Annotated in this window: 11 protein-coding genes, 1 tRNA gene, 1 rRNA gene and 1 other annotated feature; of the genes, 1 reads left to right on the plus strand and 12 read right to left on the minus strand. The window is 30.3% G+C overall.

Features of this window, described 5'->3' with window-relative positions:
* Positions 1-98 precede the first annotated feature (98 nt).
* The 6 genes from tadA to serS form a co-directional block, all read right to left on the minus strand.
* Positions 99-551 (minus strand): tRNA adenosine(34) deaminase TadA, encoded by a 453-nt coding sequence (gene tadA, locus V6137_RS18445; protein WP_425449449.1) that lies wholly within the window; start codon positions 549-551, stop codon positions 99-101.
* Between the two features lie 36 nt (positions 552-587).
* Positions 588-664, minus strand: a tRNA-Arg gene (locus V6137_RS18450).
* Positions 665-774: 110 nt separating this feature from the next.
* Positions 775-1,956: a D-alanyl-D-alanine carboxypeptidase family protein gene (locus V6137_RS18455; RefSeq protein ID WP_425449450.1), complete on the minus strand. Its 1,182-nt coding sequence runs from the start codon at positions 1,954-1,956 to the stop codon at positions 775-777.
* A gap of 153 nt (positions 1,957-2,109) precedes the next feature.
* Positions 2,110-3,480, minus strand: a complete 1,371-nt coding sequence (locus tag V6137_RS18460) for an aminopeptidase P N-terminal domain-containing protein (protein WP_425449451.1) — start codon at positions 3,478-3,480, stop codon at positions 2,110-2,112.
* Between the two features lie 94 nt (positions 3,481-3,574).
* Positions 3,575-5,152 carry a M1 family metallopeptidase gene (locus tag V6137_RS18465; RefSeq protein WP_425449452.1) on the minus strand — a complete coding sequence of 526 codons (1,578 nt, stop codon included), beginning with the start codon at positions 5,150-5,152 and terminating at the stop codon, positions 3,575-3,577.
* A 76-nt stretch (positions 5,153-5,228) separates the two neighbouring features.
* A complete protein-coding gene (gene serS, locus V6137_RS18470; RefSeq protein ID WP_425449453.1) occupies positions 5,229-6,503 on the minus strand; it encodes a serine--tRNA ligase in 1,275 nt (424 codons plus the stop codon).
* A 57-nt stretch (positions 6,504-6,560) separates the two neighbouring features.
* Positions 6,561-6,758: a binding site (T-box leader), on the minus strand.
* 147 nt (positions 6,759-6,905) lie between these two features.
* Between serS and V6137_RS18475 the strand changes: the two genes are divergently transcribed.
* Positions 6,906-7,097 carry a hypothetical protein gene (locus V6137_RS18475; protein ID WP_425449454.1) on the plus strand — a complete coding sequence of 64 codons (192 nt, stop codon included), beginning with the start codon at positions 6,906-6,908 and terminating at the stop codon, positions 7,095-7,097.
* A 16-nt stretch (positions 7,098-7,113) separates the two neighbouring features.
* Here V6137_RS18475 and V6137_RS18480 read toward each other — a convergent pair whose 3' ends face one another.
* From V6137_RS18480 to rrf, 6 genes are all read right to left on the minus strand, one after another.
* The gene (locus tag V6137_RS18480) at positions 7,114-7,767 is read right to left on the minus strand and encodes a hypothetical protein (protein ID WP_425449455.1); all 654 of its coding nucleotides are present in this window, start codon (positions 7,765-7,767) and stop codon (positions 7,114-7,116) included.
* 161 nt (positions 7,768-7,928) lie between these two features.
* The gene (locus V6137_RS18485; protein WP_425449456.1) at positions 7,929-10,706 is read right to left on the minus strand and encodes a UPF0182 family membrane protein; all 2,778 of its coding nucleotides are present in this window, start codon (positions 10,704-10,706) and stop codon (positions 7,929-7,931) included.
* A 78-nt stretch (positions 10,707-10,784) separates the two neighbouring features.
* Positions 10,785-11,801 carry a PTS sugar transporter subunit IIC gene (locus tag V6137_RS18490; protein ID WP_425449457.1) on the minus strand — a complete coding sequence of 339 codons (1,017 nt, stop codon included), beginning with the start codon at positions 11,799-11,801 and terminating at the stop codon, positions 10,785-10,787.
* A 58-nt stretch (positions 11,802-11,859) separates the two neighbouring features.
* The gene (locus V6137_RS18495) at positions 11,860-12,381 is read right to left on the minus strand and encodes a transcription repressor NadR (RefSeq protein ID WP_425449458.1); all 522 of its coding nucleotides are present in this window, start codon (positions 12,379-12,381) and stop codon (positions 11,860-11,862) included.
* A 179-nt stretch (positions 12,382-12,560) separates the two neighbouring features.
* Complete coding sequence (locus tag V6137_RS18500; protein ID WP_425449459.1) at positions 12,561-14,429, minus strand: LTA synthase family protein; 1,869 nt, start codon at positions 14,427-14,429, stop codon at positions 12,561-12,563.
* Positions 14,430-14,985: 556 nt separating this feature from the next.
* A 5S ribosomal RNA gene (rrf, locus tag V6137_RS18505) occupies positions 14,986-15,102 on the minus strand.
* Position 15,103: the final 1 nt, after the last annotated feature.

Here is a 15,103-nt window from a genome sequence, read left to right on the forward strand (position 1 = left end):
ATTGAAATCTAAATATTATTAATATATTATAATATATAAATATATAAATGTTTTACATATAATAAAAGGGATATATTCTTTTAAAAGAATATATCCCCTTATCTTTTCATTCTCAAATTTTTAAAGAAAGTTTTCATTATATTTGAACACTGCTCCTTTAATATTCCCTTTGTTACATCAACACTATGATTAAACTTAGGGTTATTGGTTATATCTATTATAGAACCACATGCCCCCATTTTAGGATCATCTGTGCCTATAACCAATCTTTTTATTCTTGAGTTAAGTATTGCCCCTGCACACATAGGGCATGGTTCAACGGTTACATATATTGTACAATCTATAAGTCTCCATCCATTTAAATTTTTACTAGCCTCTCTTATTGCTATTATCTCTCCATGGGTTGTGGGGTCCTTAGACTTTTCCCTTAGATTATAACCTCTACCTATTATTTTATTATCCTTTACAACCACTGCTCCTATTGGTACTTCATCTATATCATATGCTTTATATGCTTCATTTAATGCCATTTTCATAAAATACTTATCCATATTTTCACCCGCCAATTTTAATTTTGGGTATAAAAATGGCGCACCTAGGAGGATTCGAACCCCCGGCACGTGCCTTAGGAGGGCACTGCTCTATCCTACTGAGCTATAGGTGCGCATAAAGTTTATTTACTTAGACAACTATATATTATATATGATGAGCTATGGTTTGTCAAGTTAAAAGCTGGGACAAAGGTACAATCCCTTTGTCCCAGCTTTCAACTTGTTAATCAAATAATCCAAATATAGCATTTTTAAGTCCCACTACCATTGCTGCTATAAAATCAAATATCCTTTCAAATATATTCCTTTTTTCCACAGCTCTTTCTGCTATTAAATCAATTTTTTCTAATACTTTTCCATTTTTATATACTACCATTTCCCCTAACTTATCTCCCTTTTTAATTGGAGCTGTTATTTCTTCATCTACTATTTTTTCTACTTTAATTTCATCAGTTTTCTTAACTAGTTTAATAAAATCCTTTTTAGGATAGATATTTAAATCAGGATTTTCTCCCTTATCCACAGTAACCTTTGTTATATCATCTTTTGATACCATAACCTTATTTTTAAAGTTTTTCATGGCATATTCTAATAGTTCTTTACTAGTTTCCTTTCTTTGTTCCTTAGTTTTAGCTCCCATTTGTATCGCTATAACTCTAAAGGGTTTATCATTGTTGTTATCTGATATTTCCATGGTAGATATTAAACAGTTCCCAGCATCTCCAGTATAACCTGTTTTCAAACCATCAACTTTAGGAATTAAATCAAGAAGAGGATTTGTACTGGCTTTTCTAAAGTTTCTCTCTGGTATATTAAGTTCTTCTTTATTTGTTATATTAAGAATCTCTGGATGTTCTTTTAAAATATGGCGGGATAACTTAAATAGATCTTTAACACTCATACTATTTTGACCATTATCCTTAACTGGCATACCCGATGCATTTATAAAGTTTGCAGTATTAAGCCCTATTTCCTTGGCCTTTTGATTCATTATATTAGTAAATTCCCCTTCAGAACCTGCCACATGTTCAGCTATAGCAACACTGGCATCATTTCCTGATGGTATTAACATGCCTTCAATTAATGTCTTTAGTTTTACCTTCTCTCCTAACTTCAAATTAAAGGATGAACCCCCTACTTTAGTTGGTTCTTCTCCTATTGTAACCATATCTTCTAGACTTATATTACCAGCTTTTATATCATCCATTACAACTAAATAGGTCATAAGCTTTGTTAAACTGGCTATCTGAAGTGGCTTGTCCGTATTATGTTCATATATTATATCCCCTGTTTCAAAATCCCCTACAAGTACTGATTTTACATTATCTTCTAAATTACCATCTCCATAGGAAATAGAAGTAGCCATAAATATTATTAATATAACTGCTATCAAAGTTTTTTTCATCTGTTTACCTCCATTAAATTACTTTTATACCCATTCCCTTTATAGTTTATCATTTTTATCTTCTTTTTTAAATGTGAATTTTTTCAAATAGAAATAATATCTTCTTATATAACTAAAAGTCGACGTTTCACGTGAAACATCGACTTTTAGTTACTATTTATTCATAAATTCTTCTATATCATCAATTTCTTTTATTATATTTTTAGATAAATTTTCATAGCCATCCTCTGTAATTAATATATCATCTTCTATTCTTATTCCTATCCCCTCTTCTTCTATATAAAGACCCGGTTCTATTGTTATAACCATACCCGGTTTTAGTTCTGAGAACATTCCCAAATCATGTACATCTAGTCCCATTGGATGGGACACACTATGGAAGTAATATTCCCCTAGTTCTTCTTTCGTCTCAAGGAGACCTATTTTTTTACATTCTTCAAATAAAATTTTCTTAGTTATATCATCTAAGTCTAATATAGTGATACCGGGTTTTACCGCCTTTATTGTTTCTTTTTGAGCCTTTAATACTATATTATATATTTGTTTTTGTCTTTCTGTAAATTTCCCATTTACAGGAAATGTTCTACTAATATCACTGGCATAATGGTGATAATCTGCACCAACATCGAACAATATAAGGTCTCCATCTTTTATCTTACTATTATTAGCATCATAATGAAGGATAGTTGCATTTTTCCCTGATGCTGCTATGGGTAAAAATGAATGTTCAGTGGAGCCCATTCTTGCAGCAGTAAAATCAAAATATGATTGAAGTTCATACTCCATCATATTTGGTTTAGCATTTTTCATAAGTTCTTTTATTCCTTCTTTAGTAATATTAATCGCCTTCTTTATTTTTTCTATCTCTTCCCCTGTCTTAATAGCTCTAAGTTCCGAAACTTTATCCTTTATACTCTTTATATTTATATTGGAATGATTGTCTAATATATCCAATGCAAATTCTTCTTTGGCTTCTTTTAATATATATGGCTTATCATCCTTTAACCTTAAATTCTCTATAAACCTATCTTTATCCCATATATTAACGTCTAAATATATACTCTTTATATTATTGACATCTGTACTAAAACTAGTTGTTCCCCTTATATCCTCTATTCCTGATATTTCTTTTGCCTCTTTTTCATTTAAACTATCTGAAGTCCATCTGCTTTTGGTAGATTTAGGACTTTTTATAAAAAGAATTTCTTCTAATTTATTGTCTATTTTCTTCATAACAAATATGCTATATCCTTCATCTATCCCTGTGAAATAATAAAGATTGCTGTTAGGGTAATATTTTCTATCGGTCATTGAGTGATTGGAAAATAATACAACCATAGAATTATTTTCTAATCTCTGTGCTAGCTTTTCTCTATTTCTTATAAAAAATTCTTTACCCATTTTCCTAGTTATGTTGTTGTCTTCTATAGCTTGATTTTTCTTAATAGCTGCATTATAAGCTCCACTAAATCCTATGGATATAGTAATAAAAAATACTAATAAAAAAGTAAATTTTTTCTTCATTTTATCTCCCCCTATTATTTACAACATATGAACATTATAACATAACTTAGGTTTATATCCTATTGATAAGTAAAAAATTAGTAGATAATATCTACTAATTTTTATTATATATCCACTTATTAAACATCTCAGTTAAGTCCTCACCGGTAACCTCTTCACATACCCTCTTAAAATCTTCAGTTGTTGCTATTAAGAAGCTATATTTTTTAAAATACTTCTTAAGTATATTATATAGTGTATCTTCACCATATTTTTTCCCTATTTCATGGATAAAGATGGCTCCCTTATTATATGCTAAAGCACCATAATCGGTCCAATTTTTATATTCATTTAAAGGTTTTAACACCCTATCATCAGACAGAATTTCTTTTACACGGGTATATCCACTTTCAACATTATTTTTAAAGTATTTTTCCGATGCCTCTTTTCCATATTTTTCATCACAATATACCACTTCTGAATAGGATGTTATTGACTCATCTAGCCAAGCTTCATCTATCTCATCATTACCAACAACACTATACCACCATTGATGTCCCGTTTCATGGGCTATGACTATTTCTAAATATCCTTTTCTTGATTTATTGTAGTATTTATCACCTATAAATACTATACCTGGATATTCCATCCCCGATGGAAAACTAGTTTGAACCACAGAGTATTGGCCAAAGGGATATTTGCCAAAAGTATCATTAAAAATATCTATAGAATCTGAAGATATGTCTAATACTAGCTTATTTATCTCATTAGTGTTATCATCTAGTACATAGACTTTTACTAATGTTCCATCAACATCCCTTTCTAGTACCTTAAAGTGTTCACTGGCAACCCATGCAAAATCCCTCATTAGTCTAGACTCAATCTTCCAAATTTTTTTATTATCTTTTATCTCCTCAGATAATATATTTCCCGATGATGCTATAGTTATGTTCTTTGGAGTTTCTATACTAATGTCATAGTTACTTGTATCACTATAGAAAGGATCTCCTATACTATAGTAAGGATCCAGATTCCAGCCCTCATCATCATATACCGCTGCTATTGGATACCAGTTTCCAAAGTTAAATGTTTTATCTCCATATCCAAATCTATCCCTAGCAGGGGGAAGTTTTACAAAATATTCTAGATTTATCTCAACAATCTCCCCGGGCTTTAAACTTTCATCTAAAGGCACCTTAAGGATGGTATTTCCTTTCCCACTTATTGAATAATCTACATCAGTATTATTAACTTTAATATCTTTTATGTCCATATATCCCTCTTTAAATCCATCGGGATATGCAGAACTTATACCTCCAAATAAAGAGGGAGCCGTTTCTTTTCTTTTAAATGCATTTGGATAGAGATGAAAGTATACTTCATTTAAGTCTACATTTTCATTATTTACATACTTAACCATTTGCTTTCCCTTATAGCTTTTGTCCTGGGGATTGAATTTAACATCTATATTATATTTATTAAGTTTATCTAGTTTTAAGTTATTATAATCCTTTACTAAAACCGTATCATAATTTTTATCACTATAATTTATAGATACACTACTTTCATCTTTCTTGTCATCTTGTATTTTTATATCACTAGTATTTTCTTCAGTACCATTACATCCCATAAGTATTAGTGTAATAGACATAACTATAACTAATATTAAAGCTACTTTTTTGTTGTTTTTCATGACCCACTACCTTTCAAAATTTATTTTAATAGTTATAAACTATGGGACTGGTATTATCCAGTCCCCACATTATCTATTATTTATTCTCTATCTTCTCAATTCCTCCCATATAGGGTCTTAGTTCTTTAGGTATTATGACACTACCATCTTCAGTTTGGTTATTCTCAAGTATTGCAGCTACTGTTCTTCCAACTGCTAGAGCTGATCCATTTAGTGTATGAACATATTTGGGCTTTTTATCTTCACCCCTATATCTTATATTTGCCCTTCTTGCTTGGAAATCTTCAAAGTTACTACAAGATGATATCTCAACATATCTATTGTAACTTGGCATCCATACTTCTAAGTCATATGTTTTTGCTGATGAAAAGCCTAAATCCCCTGTGCATAATTCCACAACTCTATAAGGAAGTTCTAGTCTTTTAAGTACTTCTTCTGCATTATTTGTTAACTTTTCTAGCTCATCATAGGAATCCTCTGGTTTTACTAACTTTACAAGCTCTACCTTATCAAATTGATGATTTCTTATTAATCCTCTAGTATCCCTGCCTGCAGACCCTGCTTCTTGTCTAAAACAAGGGGTATAAGCTGTATAATATTTTGGAACTTCCCTAATATTTAAAATTTCGTCCCTATGAAGATTAGTTATAGGTACCTCTGCAGTTGGAACTAAGAAAAAATCCTTACTTGGTATATTAAACGCGTCTTCCTCAAATTTAGGAAGCTGTCCTGTTCCCGTCATACTATCCCTATTTACCATCAGAGGTGGTAATATTTCTGTATATCCTTCTTCATTAGTATGTATATCTAACATGAAATTTATAAGGGCTCTTTCAAGTTTTGCACCTAATCCTTTAAATAGGGAAAATCTTGCCCCTGCAATTTTTGATGCCCTTTCAAAGTCAAACATATTAAGTTCAGTTCCTATATCCCAATGGGGCTTTGCTTCAAATTCAAATTCTTTAGGCTCTCCATACTTTCTTATCTCCATATTATCTTCTTCATCATTTCCCACTTTAACCTCTGGATTTGGAATATTAGGTATTGTTAAAAGTATATTATTTAGTTCCCCTTCTATTTCTTTAACTTTGGGGTCCATATCCTTTATATCTTGAGATAATGTTTTCATCTCTTTTAATATATCTGATATATCCCTACCTTCTTTTTTTAACTTTGGTATTTCTTTAGAAACTGTATTCTGTTTAGCTTTCATGTTTTCAACTTCAACTAATAATTCCCTTCTTTTTTCGTCCAACTCTAATATTTTATCAATGTTAAAGTCTCCACCCCTTGTTGATAATAATTCTTTTATCTCTTCTGGGTTTGTTCTTATTTTTTTTATGTCTAACATTTTAACTCCTCCTTATATAGTATTATAAAAAACATAAAAATAAACCTTCATCCCTAAAAAAGGGACGAAGGTTTTCCGCGTTGCCACCCTAGTTAACCATAACGGTTCTCTCGTTGCACTATAACCTGTGCAAAGGGTTTTACCTTCAAGTAAAATGCTCCAGGACGGATTCAATAATATCCTTTATTAGTTTCCACCAACCACTAACTCTCTATAAAAGAATAATTATTTACTGCTTCCCATCGTAGCCTTTATCCTATATTTTAAAATGAATTATACCATATAATATAATTATTATCAAGAAAAATTATATTATTATATATACTTATATTATTTGTATATAAATATTTATTATGCCAATAATATTAATAAGATAAAATTTATTTTTTAGGGGGTCTTCACATGAGCAATTTAAATATATTGTCTCAATTAAGTGATATGAAAGAAGTGGACTATAGAAATACTTTAGCCCTTGCAAGTATCATAGAGTTACTGGTGGACAAGGGTATTATTAATAGAAATGATATTGCAATAAAGGCTAAAGAACTAGATAATATGTCCATTGATGATATAAAATTAAAACGGATGAGATAATAGGGATAGAATTTTTTTATCCCTTTATTTTTTTATCCTCATTTTTCTCTTCAACTTCTTCTGATTCTATTTTATTATCTTTTGTTTTCTCTAATTTGTTTTTACTTTTCTTATCTATATCATTTATTTCATCAATACTTTTGTTTATTTCATTACTTTTACTAGATATTTTACTGTCTAATGAATAAGCCTTTGCTTCTAACTGTGCTGCCTTTTCTAATTTTTCTTTACCTCCATTGCCTCTACTTAGGTCTAGCTTTGCTTCTGTTTTTAATATATTTGCTCCATTTTTTAGCCCTTTACTTACTTTGCTTAGATTAGCAATTTCACTATAATTTTGAGTTATACTAATCATATTATTCATTTTTATTTCGTCTATTTCTTCTTTAGTATACTCTTTTTTATTATGCTGTATATTTGTTTCTTTATGATTTTGTTTTTCTTTTATCTTCTCCATCTTTCTTTGGTGAATTAATTGATTTACTTGTTCAATTTGTTCCTGTAGGTTTTTTATTTCCTCTTGTTTTGATTTATAATTTCTATCACTTTCTTTAACTTTACTTATCCTTTCCTGTAATTGTATCTTTTGCTTTTCCAAAATATTAATGGCTCTATCCATAGGATTGGTTACTTTTACTGAAGTATTACTTTTTACAGAATTTATATTCATCTCTAATCTCCCCCTCTTTTCCTTTATATTCTATATATCGTCATATTAACCATATTTTAAAGGGGTTTTTGAAAAATTTTAATATAGAAAAAAGAGGGCAAATGCCCCCTTAGATAATCTTTCAAGTACATTGTCACTATCCCAGTAGTATAAGTGACCCTTTATTCTTCATTAGAAACATTATTTAATTGATTTAAAGCCTTTTCTAGCTGTTCAATATAGTTGCCATATTCTGCCCAGTTACCTTCCTGTGATGCTTCCTTGGCTTTATTAAATAAATCATTTGCCTTATCTATTATATCCTTAATATCTCCTTCTATCTTATCTGTATCCACCTCATCTACTATTCCATCATCATCTTTCCCTGTATCAACTGTTCCGAATAGTTTTGATAAAGCCGTATCTAAATTCTTTTCCATAACAATTTTATCATTATATGATACTATTACCCTTTTCACCTGGGGTAAACTATTTTCATTGGATGCCTTTAAATATATTGGTTCAACATAAAGCAATGAATTTTGAATTGGTATAACCAGTAGATTACCCCTCAATACATTTGAGCCTTTTTGGTCCCATAGTGATAATTGGGGTGATATCTCTGAATCTTGATCTATTTGAGATTCTATTAACATAGGCCCTGGTATATTTTTATTTTTAGGAAATTTATATAGTACCAAGTTGCCATAGTTTTCCTTATCGTTTCTAGCTACAAATAAAGCTGTCATATTATCTTTACCATCGGGAGTATATGGTATTGTTAATAAAAATTCTGCTTTTTCCTCTTCTGGTAACTTAAACATTACATAGTTTGGCTCTACCTTTTGAGTCTCTTCCATATACTTTTCATTAGCTATTGTCCAATAATCTTCCCTTGAGAAGAATACCTCTGGATTATCCATATGATATGCCCTATATATATCCGACTGTATATTAAATAATTCAGTAGGATATCTTACATGATTTTTTAACCCCTCTGGCATTTGATCCTTTGTTTTAAATAGATCACTAAATATTTTTGAATATGTTGACACAATAGGGTCCTTTTCATCAAAAACATAATAGTTTGCATCACCATTATATGCATCTATTACTACCTTAACTGAATTTCTTATATAATTAATACTAGTATCCTTATATGGCTCTGAGTATGGATATTTAGAGCTTAGGGTAAAACCATCCATAATCCAATAAAGTTTTCCGTTCTGTTGATTTAAAACTAAATATGGATCACCACTATAGTCTATAAATGGCGCTATCTTTCTTACCCTTTCCTTTATGTTTCTATATAATACTATCCTACTATCGGAGTTTATATTTCCCGATATAAGCAGTTTTAAGTCTCTTTGTTTTATTGCGAATAATAACTTATTTAATCCATCTAATTCTATTCCTGCACTGCCTTCATAAATAGTAGACTTGTTATTTGAGCCTTGGGGATAGTCAAATTCTTTTTCATCGGTATTTACTACTACAAAATCATTGGTCATTTCACCAAAATATATCTCCGGTCTATTTATTTTTAAGTTTGTATCGGTTGTTGGAGGTATATTTTTAACTAAAAGTTCCGGCTGCCCCTCTTCTGTAACAGAGTTAACTGGAGATAATGCTAAACCATATCCATGGGTATATTTAAGATGAAGATTTATCCAGTTTTTTGCCTGTTCATCAAGTCTTGTTTTATCTAATTCCCTAGCTGATAGAAAGACTTGGGTGTATTTGTCATTTATGTTGTATCTATCAACGTCTATATCATTGAAAGTATAATACTGTCTTATCCCTTGAAGCTGATAATAAACCTGTTTTGTAGGTCTATAATCATTTATTCTTATATTTTTTATTGTCTCTTCATTTTCAAGTAAATCTTCCTTAGTTAAATCTTGATTAACGGGAAAATCCCTTATTGTTACATCCTTTAATCCATAGGCTCTTTGTGTAAACTCTATATTATGCTTAAGGTATTTCTCTTCCTTCGATATTTGATCCGGTTTAACTATATAATTTTCAACAATAGAAGCTCCAATATTACCTAATATGGATATTGCTATAAGTAGTATAGGTCCAAAAAGTGCTAACTTTTTATTCTTCTTTAATACTCCAACCAAGAAGCCTATTCCAGAAACCACAGCAGCAACTGCCATTATTCTATATACCCAAAGAGTAACATGAATATCTGTATAACTTGCACCATGGACTTTTCCCCTTGTGGAATATAATAACTCGTATGAGTTAAAAATATTATTTACTGCTATTATTATAAATACTAAGAAACCAATAATAGCAACTTGGGTTAATATTTTGTTTAATAGTTTTTTATTAAATAATTTATTTATATCAAATTCCTTTTTATTAGTTAGTTCTTCAAAGTCAAATACATTGGAACCTTCTTTATTGGGCCTTCTTATTACAAATAGTAAAGCATAAAAAGCCACCGTTACTATTGCAAATATAAATAACAATAGTAATATTAAACTAATAACTTCCTTTAATAATGGTAATTTAAATATGTATAGTGATAGGTCATTATTAAATATAGGATCTTTGACATTAAAATCAGTTGAGTTTGTAAACTGTAGTATCTTAAACCATAAATTCCCCGCAAAGGATGTTGAGATAAAAAATGAGATAAATGCCGATACTATCCCTAAAATGACATTAAGTCTCTTTTCGCCCTTCTTTTCAGGTATTATATAGCTATCTTTATAATATTTTTTCTTAATAGCTATTAAATAAAATAATGTTAAAAAGAATATAATAAGAAATGATGGTATTCCTATCATAAGTTGTGTTCTTAATTTTGTTAAAAATGTTTTTGTATAGCCCAACTCACTAAACCACTTATAATCAGTTATAAAGTTTATTATTCCACTAAAAGAACTGATTACAAATATGATTATAAGTATGGCCACAATCATAAAGTATTTTCCTTTTCCCTTCAATATTACAACTCCTTTCATAAAAAAACGGTAGTATAACGTTTATTACATTATACTACCCAACTTCAATTTTTTCAATCATTATCCATTAAGTTTCATATCTCCATACTGAATATATCCTAGTTTTCTCATATATTCTGAAATCATTAATGTTATTATAGCAGGTAAAACAAAATGAAGAAGTATTATACCTAATATAGCTTCATTTCCCATAACTTCTATGGTTCCAAATTGACCAACTAATCCACTGGTTCCCATACCGGCGCCCATACTATTATTTTTCATCTCAAATACCTTTGTACCTATTGGTCCCAATATAGCCGATGCTATAATTGGAGGGAGCCATATCTTTATATTTTTAACTATGTTGGGAATCTGAAGCATTGATGTTCCTAACCCTTGGGATATGAGTCCTCCAATCTTATTTTCCCTATAGGATGACACTGCAAAACCTATCATTTGACATGCACACCCAATTGTAGCGGCCCCTGCTGCTAATCCATCAAGTCCAAGGGATATGGCTATGGCAGCACTACTTATAGGTAAAGTAAGCATTATGCCCATTGATACTGATATTATTATTCCCATTGGTACTGGGCTTAAATAGGTTGCACTATTTATTCCTTCACCTATATAATTCATCAGCAAGGTTATCCATGGGGCTATATAGTATCCTACAAATCCTCCAACGACTATTGTAATAGCAGGGACTAATACTATATCCACCTTTGTTTTTCCCTGTATAAGTTTTGATATTTCAGCCCCTATTAGGGATGCAATAAATGCCCCCACTGGTTCTCCTATATTAAGAAGTATTTCTTTACCGTCAAGTATAGCTGTCCCTGCACCTATTGCTCCTGTTATTGTAGATGCGAATATTCCCAAGGGAGATGCCCCCACACTATAGGCAACTGCTGCACCTATTGCTGGCCCCATCATTCTTTGGGCCACTAGTCCAAAGTTAACTAATATATCTAAGTTTACAAGTGTTCCTATTTGTTTTAGTATTAAACCTATAATTAGTGATGAAAATAGTCCCAAGGCCATACCGTTTAATACCTTTATAATATAATCTTTTATGGAAAATTTACTTTTCATATGTTTCCTCCTTGTATTTACTACTGTCTTGTCATCTATGGTAAAAAAATATTAATTGTTAGTTATTATTCACTAAATATCCCTTTTCCTTTAACTCATGTTTTATTTTTAAAAATATATCTTCTTTTGAAACTTCTATTGTATGAAGATGTATTCCACCTGTTAAAGACGATAGTGGTTCAGCCTTTTCATCTGTTAACTTTTCCATAAAATCTTTTATATCTATTCTTGAGCCTATCATAAGGGGACTTTTTATCTCTCCATATATGGGGTGCTCTACAATGACGTCTAATAATTTTCCTCCCATATCAATTATCGTTTTTAACTCATCTTCTATTTCTTTATATCCCTTATGTTTACAGACTATGGTTTTCACTAGTTTATCGTTATTTCTCCCCATAACCATATATCCCTGGGGTGTAGCTAGTATTTCTTCTCCTGAAGCCCTTAGTATGGCAATATCCTGAACTATAACCTGTCTACTTACATTAAAGATATCTGCTATATCTGTACCCTTTATAGGATTATCCCTTTCTTTTAATTTATTTAATATATTTTTTCTTCTCAATTTAGCCTCCATTTTTCACATCCTTTCTAAGCTAGTTTATTTTAATAAAATATCTTTAAACTCCACAAAATGGAGGTTCTATGACCTCTTCTTTAATTATATTCTACCACTGAATTTTATCTTTTACAAGATATTCTATAAAGTAAAATAACAATAAAGGAGCTAATAGAATAACCCCTTTATTGTTATATTTAATTTTTTATATTAATAATTTCGTCAACTAAATCCCTTTCTAATATGAAATGGGATTGGGTTATTCTTTTAATAGCCTTTTTATACCCTTCTCTACATTCTTCTATATCTATCGGTTTATTAGTTTTTAAATCCCAAGCCTTACTATTTTCATATATACCATCCTTTGACATAATAAATACCTTTTCATCATCTATAAAAGAACCCTTAGGCAAGTAATATTGGAATGCCACAAACCCTTCTTTTGTATTATTTAAATCCTGTCCAAAATATATTGATTTATAATCATCTATACCTAATAAATTTAATATGGTAGGCATATAATCAATCTCACTTCCTGCTATTGGATTTGTTTCTGATTTCCCTAAGTCAGGAATATTAATTATAAATGGAACATTCATAGACTCTCTGTAATTATATTCTCTGCCTAGAAAGTCTGTCATAATTTCATAATTGCCCTTTTCATCAGCATGTTTTCTTGGAAGTAATCCTTGATGATCTCCATATATAACTATTATAGATTTATCATATAAGCCTTGATCCTTTAAATCATCTATAAATTCACCTAATGCTTTATCTGAATATTTTATTGACTGAAGATAATTTCCAAATAAAGTGTCCTTATGTTTATCTAATAAATCAAGTTCCCTTTTATTTTCGGGTATCTCATAGGGATTATGACTTGTTAGTGATATCATAAATGCATAAAAGGGATTGTCCATTTCCTTTAATATTTCTATGGACTGTTTATAGAAGGATTCATCACTTAACCCAAGACCAATTTTTTCATCTAGGGTAAAATCTTCTAAACTAATATAATCCTCTACACCATAGGAAGGATATATGTTACTTCTATTCCAAAAATCAGCCTTATATCCATGAAACACTTTATTACTATATCCATTCTCCTTTAAAACATTATACATAGTGTAAAAATTGTTATCGATAAACTCTTTTGTAGTAGCATATTTAGTAGTTGGATATATGGAGTTATGACTTACAAAGTCAGCATCTGACGTATTTCCAGGTCCAACCTGTTGATAAAAATTATTAAAATAAATACTATTTTCTTTTATAAGTTTATTTAAGTTTGGGGTTATCTCTTGTCCATAATAACTCTTATTTATTACAAAGTTTTGTAAAGATTCAAATTGAATTGTTATTATATTTTTATTTTTCCCTATACCAAAATATTTCCTGTTCTCTATAGGTTTCTTTTCCTTAACAGTGTCAACAATAACCTCCTTGATATTCATTTTATCAAAGGCCTTTTCTTCTTCATTTGCAAATATTTCATATATATCCTTTACGTGATATGAATATACCCCATAATTGCTATATGCATGTATACTGTTCCCTGATACATAAACTGTAGTAAAAATAAATAATAATAACATTATTGCAACCACTGATTTATTTAAAAATCTTCCCTTTTTAGTAAACATCATTTTTTCACCCTTTTGCTTACTAAAGTAAACTATAAGGGGTACTATATCTAATAACATTATAAAGTGTATAGGTTTTAATATATAAAAAACACTATCGGATACAGCTGGCACAAGTCCCAGTAATGTAAGAGCTCTAGCCGAAGGTAAAAAGTTATAATGATTATAGTAAACTAAGTCTGCAAATAATATAGATGATACTATTATATGGACTATTAACATATGGATATATCTTCTTTTACTCTTTATAAGATTAACCAGCCCATAAACCACAATCAGGGGTGGTATAGTTGTAAACACTAATTTAAAAATATTATCCTGAACAGTAAATGTATATAATAAAATTGTTTTAACTAATGTCAATAAAAATAATATAGTTACATCCTTTATTGGACATGTTATTTTACTTTTTATATTTTTCATGGTTACACCTCTTTTCTATCTTCCACTATTATCCTCTGTCTAATTTAATATTATTCAATAATATTATGATCTTTACAATTAACATTCCCTTTACTTAAATTTTACCCTTGCTTAATATTATACACCATATTTCTTAATTTTTGTTTAATTTTAATCTTACTTTTTTGTAAGGAAAACCCTTAAGGTAGTTAATAGTTAATAGTTAATAGTTAATAGTTAATAAAATCAGCAAGCTGATTTTTCCGCCACCTGACGGGGCGGGGCTTGGCAAGCCAAGCTAGACTCCGAATGAATTCGGAGTTACAGGAGCTGTGGGATTACGAATCCCCCAGCAACATAATAACGAAACATCCGAATCAATTCGGAGTTACCAATGCCTTTGACTATTTAACTATTAACTAAACTGTCCTCCAAAATCTCTTACAAAAAACAAAATCTAAGAACCTAAAAAGCTTACAGCTATTGGCCAAAAAAATAAAAAAACAAAGTGGCCTACGGCCATCTTTGCACCTTATCTATTCTTTATTCTCTATTATTTATTCTTTGCATAAAAAAAATCTGGCAACGACCTACTCTCCCAGGCAGTTGCCCGCCAAGTACCATCGGCGCTGGAGGACTTTACTACTGTGTTCGGTATGGGAACAGGTGTGGCCCCTCCGCCATCGTCACCAAAT

Source organism: Dethiothermospora halolimnae, from assembly GCF_037577855.1.
In the GTDB taxonomy this organism is placed as follows: domain Bacteria; phylum Bacillota; class Clostridia; order Tissierellales; family VENL01; genus Dethiothermospora; species Dethiothermospora halolimnae.